Below are 15,870 nucleotides of genomic sequence, written 5' to 3'. Positions count from 1 at the left end.
ATTTTGCTCTGTTTCTTCTATGTATTTATTAGAGTCATTTTCTACATTTCTTGTTTGTTCCACTTGAGACTTTGAGATTTGATTAGACCCTTGACCTGATTGAAAAAAGACATTAAATCTTCACTTTCTAATAATCCTTCAATGACTACTACCATGGCTTCTGGTGGTAACTGATCGAATTCTTCACGCTTAATCTGTAATAGACTAGAGAAAAATTCCGAAAACTCATCTTCACATTCCGGAATCATAGACAATAATTGAAAGACAAACTCTAAACCCTTTTCTTTTTTTTGTTTTTCAATTTCATTTAACTGTTCTTGTTGCTCTTCATTCATTTGGGCCAATTGGATTTTTTCATCGATTTCATTCTTTTCTTTCCCAAACTCCATAAAATCAGTCATTGCATGACGACCAACTTTAGAAATAATCTTAGTAAAACGCCAAACATCTTTTACATTTAAACGTCTCATCTTCATCTTCTGACCTGAAATTGTAATTTCTGTACTATTATGCATCATTTTTTCTAGCATTGTTGTCATATTCAATATCTCCTTTTATAACCTAAAAATAAAACCTACAACTTATTTACTTGTTGTAGGTAATTTAGGTGCTTTTTTCTTTGGTAAATAAATTTCATAAGGGGGTGTATTAGGCGAACTTTCACTATAATGACCAATAAATTTGCATTTAAGTCCTACAGTTCCTTTACCATCTTTTAAATCAATTTCTACAGAAGAAACTACCATTGCATTTCGGATAACAAAAATAACCGGAATATCACTTCCTGAAACTACACCTACTATTGCAATATCACTATAACTTGTGTCTTTAATTTCATTGGTTGGTTTTACAATGTTATAATCGTTATCAGTCGTACTATCTACATCTACGCCTGGTAGAGCTAACTCTAAATTTTCTTTCGTAAATTCTACAAGTGTAACCTCCATATGTGGTTCATCTTTTAATAGCCATTTTCCGCGAACTAGTTTTCCTAAAACACCATCAATATCAGCATCATAGTATTCTCTAGTAAACCCCACTTTACAGCCACCTGTAGTAGCTCCTAACATCTCACCTAGGTCTTTTACACTTTTAAAACCTTTATACATTACACCCGGCCCAATAACAAAATTATCAGTTGTACCCTCACGTACACCATTAATAAGCTTCCAACTCATTTTTTTCCCTCCTTAATATAATTCCATTCTTCCTACCCTTACAAGAAACTTAATACTAATATGAATAATTGATGGATCTTCATCTGGAACTGTAATACTGCCTGCTCGATGAATCGTAATAATACCAGAATCTCTTAACAATCCCGCTTCCCTGTCTAACAAATGTTCTATTCGCCTTGAAATTACATCCGCTTTTTCATAATCACCTTGGCCACAATATATATCAAAAGTGAGGATCATACGATCAATTACCTCTATATCATCCGGATTATTAGATTCAATTCTCATTACCGCATAAGGCATCTTCATATCATTTTGTGCAGTTTGAAATGTTAGAGCAGGCTCTCCTTCATATTTCGATAGATTACTTTGCACAATTGTATCTTTCTCAATAATATTTCTGATTGTTGCAATCGCTTTTGTCGTCATTGTTCTCCTCCCAATGTCCTTTTTAATTCCCCACGCTCTTTTTCAAACGTTTTTAAGAAAAAAGGTCGGGCTTCTACAGTACTTGTACCATTTTCCACATACACCGCTCTTTTTAATTGACTTCCAATCGTTCCTACTACTTCGGTATCTGTAATATGTAAGCCATATTTAATAGAATCTTGTAATTCTCCCGTTCTAGAAGCAAATGTCTCTCCTGGTTTTGAAGCAATATATGTGCGACTTGATCGTGGAATTTTATACTTCACACCATTGTGACTACCTGATACTGTTTGTTTCATTTCTCGTTGCAGTTGATTGCAAGCACTTATAATTCTTTCTACCATCATTTTATTAAGTTGTTCTTTAACCTGTTCTACATTACGTGTAACCATGAATTCTGATGTATTCGTCATTTTATTCCAACAACTCACAATACAATTCAATATGGTGATTTAAAAATGATGGATTTCTTGGTTCTCCTCTTACCTCAAATACATAATCATGAAAATAGATTACATCATTTGTATGGATGTTATGTTCTGCAGAAGTATAAATTTTAAAATTCGGCTCAAAATTTTGTTTATTTCTTTTTAACCTTTCATTATCTACCGCTGTGTGTGTTGTTACACGACACTTCATTCTTTCATAAATAATGACAGGCTCTTCTTTAAAATTTCCTGCCGGCTGTTTTACCTTTTGATTCCTTTTCACAGTTACTTCATGTATATATAATTCTTCCATATCTAATGTTCACAGCCTATCCTTTCATTCATAACGCTATTAAAGGGTTTCTACTTCGGTATTTTTTTAATACTCTTAAAATCTTTTTATTAACAGTTTCCTCATCTAGCGATTCAATATTTATTTCATATGAATAATCTCCGATATTTGCTGATTTTTTCATATTTTCATATTGTAGATTTGTTCGAATTACCGCATAACACGTCATATCGATGATACATTTTTTCATTAAAGTCAAAAGCCCATCATAATCTTGTATGGTATACTCAAATTCATATAATTGATTCTCACTTAAACCATATACAGTGCAACCATCAGAAAAAACTGAACTGGTAACTTCTTCTCCAGAACCAATATGGATTACCTTGATCAAATTTTCTGCTCGAAAAGAAAGCCAAGCCAATTTACTAGTTCTAACTTTCTCTTTCATTGGGTTACTTGGCTTACTTCTCAAATAGTTTTTAGTAATCAATTCATATTGACTAATGAGTTCCTGGATTACCGTATCGGGCATTCGTTGAACATTTACCCTGTTCTTTATGTCCTGTACAGTAATTTCCATCCTTCCACCTCTTTTACTTCTCTTTCTTTTTAACCTCTATACTATCTATTAACTTAAAATGTCCTGTACTCAGTAAATAGTTTGCTTTCTCATTTGCAACCTTTTCCTTCACTCCGTTAAAAAAAGTATAGCCATATGCAGTATATGTACCGCCTAATTTCAATTCTATAATCTTCATATGCAAATTACCTTACTTAATTTCCAAATTTATCAGGTATATTAGTAAGAATTGCTACTGCATCCATTTCTTGAATAACTGCATCATCATCCAAATGAATAACATAGAATCGCTTATCTTCCATAACAGCAGATTTACCTTCTACAGTCTTACGAACTCGCGTGTCATACGTATTTACCGCAATAAAGTTTTTAGGATCTGCAAAAATAATTACATCATCTTGAATAGAAGGGACTGTAACAATCTCATACCCCAACGGCTTATTAACTTGATCCCCTGTACCTAATAACGCAGCATCGCCTAAGCCAGTTGAACGAGTTGTTAAATATTCAATCCACTTCTCTCTACGAGCAGGTGACATAATCCACTTTAAACCTTCATTTTTATATTTATTAGGCATCGCCTTAGATAAATTAAAGATTGAGTCTTTACTAAACCCAGCGCTAGCTTCAGCATCTCCCGTTCCCGTCACTAATTTAAAATGATCGACAATATGAGATTTACTTGATTGTTTAATTTGTTTTAACCAGCCATCATTAATTTGAAGAAATGGATCTTCTGAAGTTACATCCCCATTCCAATGCAGGTCTTCAAGGTCAATACCTAACTGAGTTGACATTAATGTCATAACAGTATCTTCATATCCTTCACCTTCGATATTTTCTCGAAGTAGCTCCTCCGTTATCTCCCATGGTAAACGAATAGAAACTGTATCATATTCAACTTTCGACGTTTCTACACCTGCTCGATAGCCATCATCACTATTTTCCATTTTCCTACGTAAAATTCGACCACCGATTGCAATTTTATCTAATTCACCTTTTTTCGCTTTGCGAATCTCTTTACGATGCAATTGAGAAAATGGAGTTGCATCAAATACCATTCGGAAAAATTCTTTACTTTGTTCCGGATATAATAGCCCCGCTTTCATTCCTCCTGTTGTCATTGTGCTCTTTTCAATTCGTTCAATGCGTGCTAATAATTCTTTATTATTCATAGATTGATTTCTCCTTATCTTTATAGATCTAATCCTACCCATTTATTTACTGGTTTTCTCATCTCGTTTGTTGGTTTGGCATCGGCCCCAAGACTTTTACGAACTTGTGCTGATCGCTCAATTACTTCAAGTCTCTTTGAAATGGGATCTATTACCTTCTGAATAAATTCACTTGTTTTTTTAGATTCTCTGTCATTTTCTAATTCATTAGTATCATGAGTTGATTCAAGTTCTTTATTTAACTGTTCTTCCAACTCCTGTAACCTCTCGAGAAAAGGACCCATTTCTCTCTTTACAATGTCTGTAATTTCATCTAAATTTTGATCTGCGTTTTTTTGCAACTTATTTTCTTTAATTTGGTTCATCAAAGAAATCATTTCATCAAATTTTTTATCATTTTTCTTATATAAGATTGTGCCTGCTTTATTCATGGAATTAATTGTAATATCTTCCGGTAAGAAATCTGTATCACCACCCTTCATTGTATTTAAAATGTCCTTCATTTCATCTAAGGTGGAAACCATCCGCTTAATATCTACATTTCCCTCCCAAATCCCAACATAAAATACATCTTCAAACAAATTAAATACCGTTTGCATCTTAGAGTTTTGTTTATTATTTAATGATTGATTATCCATCTCCTGAGTTTGTTCCTCGTCATAATGTGACTTAAAAAAACTAAACATCTTACGAATTACACCTTTCTCATCTTGTGTAAACTCATCCATTTGTGGCATCTCCATTCTTTCTCCAACCCCTCCCATCGAAAAGCCTGTGATTTTCCCTTTTTTGATTTCTTTCCATGTTTCACTATCGTCTACTCGAACAGTCATAAGCCATGTTCCTTTTTTAATATTTTGTTTTCCAACAACCGTATTATTTTTAGAAATCCAGCTTTCTACTACTGTTCCTTTTCCTGCCAACTCGTCATGGTTTTTATCTATGTATCTATATTTCTCTAAAAAATTATAAGCCGCTCTTTCAATTTCTTCAGCCGTCATGATATCACCATGTGCATCTTCTATATTAGGTTCATAAACAACCCCTGTTACAAGTTGTTTTTCATCTTCCCTCTTTAAAATAGGAACATTTTTCAAAACATTAGAGCCATTCATGTTCATACCCTTCATAATTGCAAATGGCCTACCATTAGCCCCTTTTGTAACTAATGAAACATAACTAATTTCTACATTTTTCAATTCATTTGGCATAATATATTCCTACTTTCTAGCAAGACTACTAAATCGAATTTGAATCTTCATTTAAAAATTTATCTCCTTCTAGAACTGGTTCGTATCCGATTACTTTTCGGCATTCATTTCTTGTTAATATACTCTTTTCGTATCCATCTATTGCATATTGCATATCACTTGCTCGATCATCTGTATCAATTTCATTCAATTGAAACTGCCAGTCCAATTCCCCTAATGTTCCTGTAAACTCTTTAAATAATTGTGTATTTAATCGATGTTCTAAAATTTGTTGACCTGGTTCAATAATTGATCTTTTATACATTTCATTCATTTCTTTTGCTGTCGTCTGCCCAAGTGATCCTGTCATAGCCCAACCAATTCTATATGGTGGCACCCGATGAGCTACACAAATTTCCATAGCATTATCTTGGCGATATAAACGAAAGCTCGCTTCTTTGACATCAGGCCCTAATTTCTCTAGACGAGCTTTTGCCCCTTCAGGGACAGGAACAACCGCTAACTTATGATGTTCTCCTTTTGTTTCGACAGAGAAAAATGTTTTTAATTCTCTTTCAACTGAATCATCTATTTCATCAACACCCTCAACAAATAAAACAGCATCTGGAATTGTTTTACCAGTGAAATAATTAATATTGTAATCTCTTACAGCTTGTGATCCTACAATGGAACCAATAGAACTCACATAATCGGGAATACCATAGTATGATGATCTAGAACCAAATTTACGAATTACAATAACTTCGCCAGCTTTTTCTTCAGTGTCTAATAACGAGTTTTCATCTAAGCTATCACTAATCATTTCTCCATCTACTAACCTAAAATCATATGGATAACTAAATCTTTTAAACCATCTCTCCTCATTATTTACAATCTGTGCAAATCGAATCTTATCTTTATGCGCACGTACCGTATGTGCTGGAATATGGTGAAGCTGCGCTGGTTCTCCTTTCAAGTTACGAACAACCTCTATAATTCCCCAACCTACAGTTTCATAATCCTCCCATACTGCCCTAAGTATTTCGCTACTTGTCATTTCATTGTTGCAATATCTCATAAAGCGCTTTAATTCTTTATATTGTTCTTGATTTGCCTCTGTCACTTCATCTAGCGGTGCAAAATCAAATCCCATACCAGCAATATCATTTACTTTTGCACTAATACATGCTGAGTGAATAGGGTTACTTTCTCTCAAATTTAATAATACTTGCATATCATATGGAGGCTTTACTAGTTCTTTATCACCGTACACTTGTGCAAATGGATCAATTGCCATTTGTTTACTTTGAAGTTCCTCATTACGTAAAGTCATCTCACGATTTTGTAATTTAAGTACTTTCACATTCTTAATTGCTTTCTTCTCAACCATAAAACCTATACCTCCTTTCATATACAAATCATTTATTCAATGTTTTTCATAAAAACTTTACCAATATAAAGAAGCTGAACATTACATGTTCAGCTAAACTCTTTTTATTTTTCCACCCATTATTTTTTTTTGCTTAGTAAAAAAGTATTCTAAGGCTTGTGACGTTGTATCTACTTGATCATTATGCTTACCAGATGGGAAAGAAGCTAATTCATCTACATAATCATATACCCAAGATTGTATTTTAGGATTAGGTATATATACATTTCCAGATTGAAATTCAGGGGATATCGCCTCAGCACGTGTTTCTTTTGAACCCTGTGGATTTATAGGAATAATACCACTTATTTCATTCTTCAATGAACTAATAATGGCAGGGCCATTTGCTTTTTTTTCAACTAATTTCGGAATGGACTTTTTAAAACCAGAATTCCGAAGAATCGACTCATATTTATGATGAAAAACAACAAATGCTTTCTTTGTTTCTAGGAAATTCATTTGCGCTCTCACTTGATCAATTAAATATTTGTCTCCATCTATTTTTCCCCAAATCTGTCCAACCACAAATGAACTTTTATTTGTAGTATTATCAAAAGCCATATCCCAGGAAGTAATAATTTGATCAAATTGTTCCCAATTTGGTAACACATCATAATATTGAAACCAGTTCCTTTTAAAAATATTCCCTATATCACTTGATGGTTTTTGTTGCCATAAAGATAACCAAGAGCGTGCAGAGGAAAACTTCTTTTTATCTTCATAATAATTTTGGCCATAGTGTTCAACCCATAAACCTCTGCCTATTTCTCTGTTCAATGGATCATCCCTTGACTCTGCTATAGCAGGAATTGATAACACAGTCCATTTCTCCTGTTCTTTCTCTAACAATCTACCAGCTAAATCGTCCTCATGCCATCGCGTCAAAATTAGAATTACCTTTGCACCTTTTTGTAAACGTGTAGATAAAGTATCTTCCCATTCATCCCATAGTCGATTTCGGTATGTAATTGATTCGGCCTCTTGGCGATTTTTAATAGGGTCATCAATAATTAATAAATCTGCTCCTTCCCCTGTAATCGAACCACCAACTCCTACAGACAACATTCCACCAGAGTGGTTATGTAGTGCCCAATCTGTTACTGAACCTTGTCGCTCATCAATTCTAATGTTAAATATTTCTTTACCAAACTCTTCAATCTTAGCACGATTTCTTCTACCAAACTTTTCAGCTAAACTTGATGCATAAGATACCTCTATAACTCTCTTATTTGGATACTTTCCTAAATACCAACTTGGCAATGTTTCTGTTATAGACTGTGATTTTGAATGCCTAGGTGGCATAAACACCATTAATCTATTAGTCGATAATTTCTCTTCAATTAAATCTTGGCAAATCTTTGTTATTAATTTTGTGTGTTTTGCATGTTTATAGAATCCCTTATGTGTATACTGAACATAGAAAGGGGTAGTTCACTTTTGCCAATTCCTTAAATGTATTTTCATCTATTAGCTTATGCACATTCATCCGTGTCATGATTGTAATTCCCCTCCTTGAACTTTCTCAAATAATTTCATAGCTAAATCAAGCATTTCCTCATCACACCCAATTTTCATGGCCATTTTATTATGCTCTACTTTCATTTCTCCTGAATGATTTACGTTTGCTTGCAATTGATCTTTCCTTCCCCATTTAGTTGGGAATTTTCTTTCTAATCTCCATGCTGCCGCTTTCCAATTAGATTTTGCATGCTCCCCAATTGTCTCAACGTCTCTCGCCTCACTAAATGCTAATGCCTGATCAATTTCCATGACTAACTTCACATAAATCTTATCTTTTCTCGGTACTACTTCACCTGTCTTTTCACTCGTTTCAATTGCTCTACGCCCTTGTTTTAACCAAACATAAACTATACTTCTACTAATTCCAACTAACGCACATGCGGTTTCAATATAATTCCCTACTTTAATATATTGGGTCAACCTATTTATCAGCTCATCATTCAATTTCATTGGTCGCGCCACTAGCAGTCCCTCCCGTTTTAACTCATCATTTGTACTTCTTTTTCTAAACACTCAATACATATTGTTGTTATATTGTCGTCAACTACCTCACGAATTAACATTTGTTCACAATACTGAATTGTGATTGGAAATTTCAAAACCCACAAACATTTTTCAAGACAAATTGAACATATTGGCATTGTATCTATATCTTGTTCTAACATCTAATCGCATCCTTCTGTAGTTTTTCATGTACTACTGCCTTTTTTGTAGTAAATAAAAAGATGCCGTCATTTTTAAAATTTCTCATTTAATTTATAGATACCCTTCGAGTTACTCATTTTTTTCTAGTATCTATTCTTCATTTTTTATATTTCAATTAAACTTATTTTATTACTCTCTATTTATAGGTGGCACTATGGTGACAAGAATGTATTTGTAAATAAAAAAAGCCTTAACTACTTTCGCAGAAAAGACTTTTTCTTACTTGTTTAGCAATTTTTATTTCAGATCTATGTAGAATCGTTTTAATTGTACTTCTTGAAACATTCAAATATTTAGCGATTTTCTCTTGTGTAATGCCTCTTCCTCTTGACATGATATATATTTCTCTTTCATATTTTGTCAAAGTAGAGAGCGCATCTTCTAGTTTTATTCTTTCCCATTCTGAAATAACACTTTCCTTGTTTTCATCATCCCATTCATATATTGTATCAGTACTACGAAAATATCTTTGCATTAACAAGGAATCATATGATTTTTCTCGTTGGTAAGCAGCTCTACGTTCTATTCCCCGGCGATTACCCGGCATCTTTGCATTCTTCATCCACTCCAAAGCATATGTGACATCACTAATCATACTCGTTAATATTTTAATTTCTTCTTCTTTTGCACTTATTTTGGCACGCTCTAACTCACATAACGTTTCCTTATATTGGATAATTAAATCTCGCATATACTATTCCCACCCCTATAACAAAGCAAAATTGTTAAAAATAGAGACCATCTAAATCTACATTTAATTTCCATTTATTTTTTCTCACCAAAAAACTAAAATTATTAAAATATCTTCCTTAATACTATTTATCATTGCTACTTTGTACTTATATGATATATGTATATAACGATTCGTTTTTATCTCTTTTTCATCATTTTTTTACATAAAAATAACCACCTGCTTGTTTACACAGGTGGTCATAATCCATATTAAAAACTAATTTATTATTAGTAATCTTTACACTCCTCAACCTCAATCCCTAATGCATATGCATAGTTGTAAAGAGCAGTATTTCTTTTTCTATAATAATCTCCCTCGGATAAATTCAACTCTTTCATAACCTCATATCTATTAACTCGATTTTTTAACAAATATTTTTGAATAATTATTCTATCACTTTCAATATCTAGCTTTTCTAACCCTTTGTTCATCGCAATAATATAGTTGATTCGCTCTTCTTTCGCATTTTCTTTGAATATATTTTCTTTCGAGAGTATCGTTTCGTTAAAATAATTACACTTCATAAATAATCTGTATTTTTTTATAGCTTTCAGTACATTTTCTTTTGTAGCTTCTTTATTTAATACTGGTAATTCTATATTTAACATGTTAAGCCCCTTTCTTATCATTTATCCTTAATCATAATTTGAATTTCATATACTAAAATCATTACAATGATTTGCTATTAAGGCTTACATTCTTTATGTATTATTTCATACATTGTATTGCTAACATTTATTTTCTTATCCTTATGATTTTTGATTAATGTTATTAACTCATCACTATTTAATTCATACAATTGTTTATCCTTATATTTGTAAATTCCATTTTCAATAAGTTGATTAATTAAAAATAACTTCATCTTGCTACACCACCATATCTTCAACGAAAAATTGAATCTCAATATCTTTCGAATTATAATAACAAATTGCTCCTCCATTAATCGGAACACATCCTACTACAATTTGAGATTCACTTCCACTTTTTACAATAGCCACTTTATACAATTTATTATCTCTTTCAACTACATCACCAAGTCTAAACTCATCTATTTTACGCCCTTTGATAGCGAATAATTTTGCCCGTTCAAATAATAATTTTTCACTTTTTTCAGCTTTCCTAATTTTTAATTTCGTACTCTTTTCAAAATGACCATAATTATTAGAGAACTCCTCTCCATTAATCCAGAACCAACTACCATGCTTTATTTCTTTTTCATTTTCTTTACAATATTCAGCGATGAATTTTTCACTTTTTTCATTTTCAATATACAATAGTTCTCCTTTTCGAATAGTTTCTCTACAATCTATAAATTCATTCTCAAAAAAGAAATTAATTTGTTGATAGCTTTCTTTTTTACCTAAATAATCAGCAATCACTCTTTCACCTTCTATTTTCCAACACATCGGTGTCTCTTGTACTGTTGTAATCCAATTTGTTTTCATTCGTTTAATTGCTTCAAATCCTTTATATGTTCTCATTTTTAAGATGCCTCCATTTAATTATTTAAAAAATATTAAATAAACTTAAAAACTGCTTTCAATGTACATACGTGGAATTTCTAATCAAATGCTCTTTCCATTCCTCATATTCTTTCTTAACTTCCGAATCACTTCACTTACTCGCTAATTAAAAGAACCAATTCATACAGTACAAATTTCTTGAACAATATGTTTTCATCTGCATCTATATTTCCTAAACAATATATATTCTTTTCTTAAAAAGGTAATTTTCTCTTACGCTTATCTCTTGTTTTTTTAAATTCTATGTGTCGATATGTATTAAACATACGAGATGTAACTCTTTCATCGTACGCTTTTATAATTGCCTCACCTGTTAAATTCGTTGTAATAATTGTCTTTTTCCCTTGTCGTCCATCAAATAGTTTAAATAACACACGATTTACAAATGCTGTTGCTTTTAAATCATTAATATCCATATCCCCTAGCTCTGCTCCTAGATCATCGATGACTAATAAATCCATAGAAATTAGCATATTTGTTATGCTATGTTCTGTTTCACATGATTGCGTATTAAATGTCGAACGTATGTAATCAAAAAGTTCTGAACTTGTAACATACATAACTTTATCCGAACTTCGTTCATTCATTTCATGCGCTATAGAGTATGAAATATGACTTTTTCCAGCTCCAACTTTACCCACGAGAATCAAATTAAATCGAATATCATTTAAATAGTCTGTAAGAGCCTTTTTAGCTAAAATTAAATTATTTTCATCCTCTTCACACTCTGATATAAATGTCGAAAATCTAGCTAATTTAATAGTTTCATCTTTAATAAGACTTTGATCGTAAAATATACTTTTACGTTTTCTTTCCTCTTTCTCATAACGAAAAACATTCATTTCTTTTTCTAACCTTCTATTTTCTTCTTCTAAACGACATACTGGACAAATCGTTTCACCCTGAATCTCCATCAATCTTACCATTCGCTTCCTCTCCTGATTACATATCACACATGTTTCAGAAAGGAAGTTCATTCTCTTCGAAAGACTTTGTACTATATCTGTTACCTTTGTTAAAGCCATTTGATTTCACCATCTTTCTCTGCTGCAAATATCCCTCAAATTTAGTTCCAAATAAGGTTTCTGGTCTTAAATATTTTGCCTGTTCTGTATAAAGCCATTCTTTCGCCTTCGTCTCAATAACTTCTTTAAATTCATTTATATTAAATCCCTCTTGTAGTCTAGATTTAATTAACATTTGTGTCTTTTTAGTTGAAATACGATAACTTGTATTACATATACTGTTGAGATAATTAATTATCTCTACTATATCTTTTTGAGTGGTATTCTCTGAGTTAATCTTTTGTGTAGTCTCTGGTATTGGTTGAGACATATTATCATTTTCCATTATGACAATATGTTCTTTTCGTTGAGACAATTTGTCACAATCGTTATCTATTTCTAATTCAACTAGTCTGTCATAATTTATTGAATACCATTTTGTTTTATCAAACTTTAATTTGTTATAGTTACTACTTATCAATAAATTAAACTCTTCTAGATTTTTAACAATACGTTTCAACGTTCTTTCATTCCAAAACGGGAATTGTTTATGCCAATTTGTAATGCTATTATAGACCCAATAGCGATCATCATAATAATGTTTCGAGCGCTTGAGCCAATAATGTATTTGTTGAAGAAAAATTGCCTCGTTCAATCCAATCTTACTTGCTAATCGAGGTAATACTAATAGTGGCTCATCCTGTATTAGCAAACTACTCATTTTATCTTCCTCCAGATTTTTTCTTAAAATCAATATATTAAATTTCCCAACCTATTAATACTTGTATAGCTTGATTAGCTTGCTTCCTTGTAAGATCACTCAGTGATTGAATTTTAAGTATTACTTTTAATTTATTTTTGATTTCCTCTTTTGATATTACTCCATCATATTTCAATGCTATTATATGAATTTTGGCATAAATCATTTTTAACTGTTTATTCGACAGTTTTTCTGATTCAAAACAACTAGTATTACTAAATCCTTTATTTTCATTAGTACTCTTGCTGACATATCCTTGTTTTTTTGTTACTTTAAAAACCATGTTTAATCCTCCTCCCTACAATAGACTTTCCTATAAGATTTGTTTTTTAAGACGATAGTCTTTCTTTTCTTACACCTTATTCTCTGTTTGCCAATTTAATAAAAATGCTTTCGTTTCTTTAGCCGGAAAATACCATGTCCCGCCCACTTTAAATTTTGAACACGCTGATTAAAAAAGAATTCTTTTTAAATAGTAGTTCACAACATGCACGTTCTTTTTTTTTATTCACTTGTATCCCAAAATACAAATTCTGCATCTACTTCTTTAAGCTTTTCTTCTGATTTTTCTAAATATATTCTTCTGATTGCTCTTTCATCCACTTGAATATTTAGCATTCTATATTTCATCTCAATTTTTATATACCAAATACACTTTAGCGTTTATTTTTTTAATCTCTTTCCTTCTTTTCTAAGTCAAAAAACTATATATAAAGTACACTTAATAGTAGGATTATTAGATATTTAGTTTAAAATATCCCCAAAAAACATCCTATAATCCAGATATAAATACGTGCATTTTTGTCACAAATTATTTAAAAAAAGATCAGGGAATAACTCTTCTATAGATTTCTCTAAATAGCACGATAACATATGTGCCTCTTTCAGAGTGAATTCACTTTTATTATGTTCTTTTGCCCAATATGTACGTGGAGAAACATTGAGAAAATCAGCAACTTCTTCAATAGTTTTTCTCTTTAATTTTCTTTCTAAAAATATCATCTTGTGCATTTTTGTCACCTCTTTTCAAATTCAAATATAGTACTACGTGACAAAACAGTCAAGAATTTTTTTACCAAATAACGAAGAAAGTTGCATTTTTGTCACACCAATTATATAATCAATCAAGACGGAGGTGACAAAAAGTCATGAAATCATTCGGTTTAAAATTATCTCAATTGATGAAGAAAAATAATATGACAGACGAACAATTAGCTGAATTATTATCTGTTAGTAGAACTACTGTTTTACGGTGGAGAAATGGTGAAAGAAGTCCTAAAATGTCAAAAATATCACAAATCGCTAAGATGTTAAATGTCCCTGCAACTTACTTTATTGATGAGAATGAATCCTATTGTCCTGAAGATCACGTAATTAACAAACGGGATATTCCCATTTATGGTACAATCGCAGCTGGTAAACCTATTGAAGCTATAGAAAACGTAATTGGTGATATACAGGTACCTGATATCATTTTAGATAAATATGGATTTGAAAAACTATTAGCACTTCGTATAAACGGAGACAGTATGAATAGAATTGTACATGATGGACATATAGCTGTACTTGAGAGGACAACAAATATAAATAATGGCGACATTGCCGCTGTACTCATCAACGGATATGACGCCACTTTAAAAAGAATTTACAAAACCAATAATAGAATTATCCTAGAACCAGATTCTTTTAATCCTAGTATACATCCATTAATGTTTGATTGTACAGATATAGAAAATTGTCCAGAAATAAAAGTAGTTGGAAAATACATTTGGAGTTGTGCACCAATTCAATAATATTTCACCAATGAATTAAGTTGTTTTTTTATAAATTTTAAAGTAGGGGGCTTTCTCCCCTTCTTTTTTATAGCAGGAATTTATCTTGGTTAGTTTCAGGAAATCTTGATTTTTTATGTGAGCATTTTATGGTTGAATTACTCTTCTTTCAAATAAAAGTGTTTTACCCACAACATAAAAAAACTCAACACGTTTTGTGTCAAGGGTTTGAGCCTCTTATTATAGAGACATATACTGTCCGCTTTCGCCTCTTAAACGTTCAATCATACTTGGTACTTCTTCAAAATCTATACTTGAATGCTTTTTCTTACTCAATACAAAATACCTTCCTTACAAATTAATACAATAATCTAATATTAACATGGTGCAGTTTTAGGGGTAAGTTATCAGAAGACATATGAAGTAAGCACCTTACAAATTATAATAAATTGAATCTTAGTAAAACAAAAAGAGATGTCTTAGTAGTATACCTAGGACATCCTCTTCATTTTATAATATCTAGATTCTATACATCCCTAACAATTAAATTTTTATTCTACCTAAAACATCGTATTATCATTAGCTGCTTCATTTGGAATCTCTTGAATTACATCCCAGTGATCGACAATCTTTCCATCCTTGATACGAAATATATCGACTATAGCAACTCCCTTATCTTGAGAATTAGTACGAGAATGTACATGAAGAGCAACTGTATCCCCTTCAGCTACTACACGTTTAATCTCTGCAGAGGAATTAGGGTTTTTAACAAAATACTCCTTAAAGAAATCCATGAAGGCTTTTTGTCCATAAGCAACAAAAGGATTATGTTGCTTATACTCTTCACCTACATATTTTTAGTAAACAACTCATAGTTGAATTTAATATATCTAATTCCTTTTATTATCAGAATAAGCCTTTACAACAACTATTTATTATTTTTCATTTCATTAATTCTATAATTTCTTTAATACACTTACCATTATCCATTGTTATATCTAATTTCTATTTAAAACCCTTCTTTGTAAGTTTATACCTATATATCGTGTAATTGTGTGTGGCAAGATAAAACAAGCTGTCAAATTTAATTATTGTTAGGTAGTTTCTACGGTATGATATTATCACACAATTAGTTATACATATAAAAA

22 protein-coding genes and 1 pseudogene are annotated in these 15,870 nt (G+C 31.6%); 1 reads left to right on the top strand and 22 read right to left on the bottom strand.

The features are described from left to right. Positions 1-41: 41 nt before the first annotated feature. The 21 genes from COK05_RS08690 to COK05_RS08590 form a co-directional block, all read right to left on the bottom strand. Positions 42-539: a hypothetical protein gene (locus COK05_RS08690; protein WP_098612264.1), complete on the bottom strand. Its 498-nt coding sequence runs from the start codon at positions 537-539 to the stop codon at positions 42-44. A 42-nt stretch (positions 540-581) separates the two neighbouring features. Then, positions 582-1,178 (bottom strand): hypothetical protein, encoded by a 597-nt coding sequence (locus COK05_RS08685; RefSeq protein ID WP_000118567.1) that lies wholly within the window; start codon positions 1,176-1,178, stop codon positions 582-584. Between the two features lie 12 nt (positions 1,179-1,190). After that, complete coding sequence (locus tag COK05_RS08680; RefSeq protein WP_098582203.1) at positions 1,191-1,607, bottom strand: hypothetical protein; 417 nt, start codon at positions 1,605-1,607, stop codon at positions 1,191-1,193. After that, positions 1,604-2,020, bottom strand: a complete 417-nt coding sequence (locus tag COK05_RS08675) for an HK97-gp10 family putative phage morphogenesis protein (protein ID WP_025117878.1) — start codon at positions 2,018-2,020, stop codon at positions 1,604-1,606. Before COK05_RS08675 ends, COK05_RS08680 begins: the two co-directional genes overlap by 4 nt. A gap of 1 nt (position 2,021) precedes the next feature. Beyond that, positions 2,022-2,348 carry a hypothetical protein gene (locus COK05_RS08670; protein WP_000392019.1) on the bottom strand — a complete coding sequence of 109 codons (327 nt, stop codon included), beginning with the start codon at positions 2,346-2,348 and terminating at the stop codon, positions 2,022-2,024. A 28-nt stretch (positions 2,349-2,376) separates the two neighbouring features. Continuing rightward, on the bottom strand, positions 2,377-2,910 hold the full coding sequence (locus COK05_RS08665) for a hypothetical protein (RefSeq protein WP_000406979.1): 534 nt from the start codon (positions 2,908-2,910) through the stop codon (positions 2,377-2,379). A 13-nt stretch (positions 2,911-2,923) separates the two neighbouring features. After that, the gene (locus tag COK05_RS08660) at positions 2,924-3,088 is read right to left on the bottom strand and encodes a YqbF domain-containing protein (protein WP_000691127.1); all 165 of its coding nucleotides are present in this window, start codon (positions 3,086-3,088) and stop codon (positions 2,924-2,926) included. A gap of 16 nt (positions 3,089-3,104) precedes the next feature. Further along, the gene (locus COK05_RS08655) at positions 3,105-4,085 is read right to left on the bottom strand and encodes a phage major capsid family protein (protein WP_001060156.1); all 981 of its coding nucleotides are present in this window, start codon (positions 4,083-4,085) and stop codon (positions 3,105-3,107) included. A 20-nt stretch (positions 4,086-4,105) separates the two neighbouring features. Continuing rightward, entirely contained in the window at positions 4,106-5,296 is a 1,191-nt protein-coding gene (locus COK05_RS08650) for an XkdF-like putative serine protease domain-containing protein (protein ID WP_098612263.1), read from the bottom strand. 28 nt (positions 5,297-5,324) lie between these two features. Next, positions 5,325-6,665, bottom strand: a complete 1,341-nt coding sequence (locus COK05_RS08645; protein WP_098612262.1) for a phage portal protein — start codon at positions 6,663-6,665, stop codon at positions 5,325-5,327. 93 nt (positions 6,666-6,758) lie between these two features. Then, positions 6,759-8,006, bottom strand: a complete 1,248-nt coding sequence (terL, locus tag COK05_RS08640) for a phage terminase large subunit (RefSeq protein ID WP_002094259.1) — start codon at positions 8,004-8,006, stop codon at positions 6,759-6,761. Between the two features lie 189 nt (positions 8,007-8,195). Next, the gene (locus COK05_RS08635) at positions 8,196-8,687 is read right to left on the bottom strand and encodes a hypothetical protein (protein WP_000113634.1); all 492 of its coding nucleotides are present in this window, start codon (positions 8,685-8,687) and stop codon (positions 8,196-8,198) included. Positions 8,688-8,704: 17 nt separating this feature from the next. Beyond that, positions 8,705-8,890: a hypothetical protein gene (locus tag COK05_RS08630; protein ID WP_000892960.1), complete on the bottom strand. Its 186-nt coding sequence runs from the start codon at positions 8,888-8,890 to the stop codon at positions 8,705-8,707. 230 nt (positions 8,891-9,120) lie between these two features. Further along, positions 9,121-9,621, bottom strand: a complete 501-nt coding sequence (locus COK05_RS08625; protein WP_098612261.1) for a sigma-70 family RNA polymerase sigma factor — start codon at positions 9,619-9,621, stop codon at positions 9,121-9,123. A 269-nt stretch (positions 9,622-9,890) separates the two neighbouring features. Then, entirely contained in the window at positions 9,891-10,271 is a 381-nt protein-coding gene (locus COK05_RS08620; RefSeq protein WP_098612260.1) for an ArpU family transcriptional regulator, read from the bottom strand. Between the two features lie 77 nt (positions 10,272-10,348). Then, positions 10,349-10,525 carry a Fur-regulated basic protein FbpA gene (locus COK05_RS08615; RefSeq protein ID WP_098612259.1) on the bottom strand — a complete coding sequence of 59 codons (177 nt, stop codon included), beginning with the start codon at positions 10,523-10,525 and terminating at the stop codon, positions 10,349-10,351. Positions 10,526-10,529: 4 nt separating this feature from the next. Continuing rightward, positions 10,530-11,144: a hypothetical protein gene (locus COK05_RS08610; RefSeq protein ID WP_098612258.1), complete on the bottom strand. Its 615-nt coding sequence runs from the start codon at positions 11,142-11,144 to the stop codon at positions 10,530-10,532. 236 nt (positions 11,145-11,380) lie between these two features. Beyond that, on the bottom strand, positions 11,381-12,163 hold the full coding sequence (locus COK05_RS08605; RefSeq protein WP_176539432.1) for an ATP-binding protein: 783 nt from the start codon (positions 12,161-12,163) through the stop codon (positions 11,381-11,383). After that, a complete protein-coding gene (locus COK05_RS08600) occupies positions 12,147-12,911 on the bottom strand; it encodes a conserved phage C-terminal domain-containing protein (protein WP_098612256.1) in 765 nt (254 codons plus the stop codon). The genes COK05_RS08605 and COK05_RS08600 overlap by 17 nt, the downstream gene beginning before the upstream one ends. A gap of 37 nt (positions 12,912-12,948) precedes the next feature. Further along, on the bottom strand, positions 12,949-13,233 hold the full coding sequence (locus COK05_RS08595; RefSeq protein WP_098612255.1) for a hypothetical protein: 285 nt from the start codon (positions 13,231-13,233) through the stop codon (positions 12,949-12,951). 521 nt (positions 13,234-13,754) lie between these two features. Then, a complete protein-coding gene (locus COK05_RS08590) occupies positions 13,755-13,961 on the bottom strand; it encodes a helix-turn-helix transcriptional regulator (protein WP_000549412.1) in 207 nt (68 codons plus the stop codon). A 137-nt stretch (positions 13,962-14,098) separates the two neighbouring features. Here COK05_RS08590 and COK05_RS08585 point away from each other — a divergent pair, with 137 nt between their 5' ends. Further along, entirely contained in the window at positions 14,099-14,743 is a 645-nt protein-coding gene (locus tag COK05_RS08585; RefSeq protein ID WP_098612254.1) for a LexA family protein, read from the top strand. A 539-nt stretch (positions 14,744-15,282) separates the two neighbouring features. On the opposite strand, the pseudogene COK05_RS08580 reads toward COK05_RS08585, so the two are convergent. Beyond that, positions 15,283-15,579 (bottom strand): annotated as a pseudogene (locus tag COK05_RS08580) (nuclear transport factor 2 family protein); the annotation flags it as partial. Between the last annotated feature and the right edge of the window lie 291 nt (positions 15,580-15,870).

Source organism: Bacillus cereus (genome assembly GCF_002567495.1).
GTDB classification, from domain to species: domain Bacteria; phylum Bacillota; class Bacilli; order Bacillales; family Bacillaceae_G; genus Bacillus_A; species Bacillus_A cereus_AQ.
Note: the sequence above shows the minus strand (reverse complement) of the source record. Positions and strands in the feature narration are given on the sequence as shown.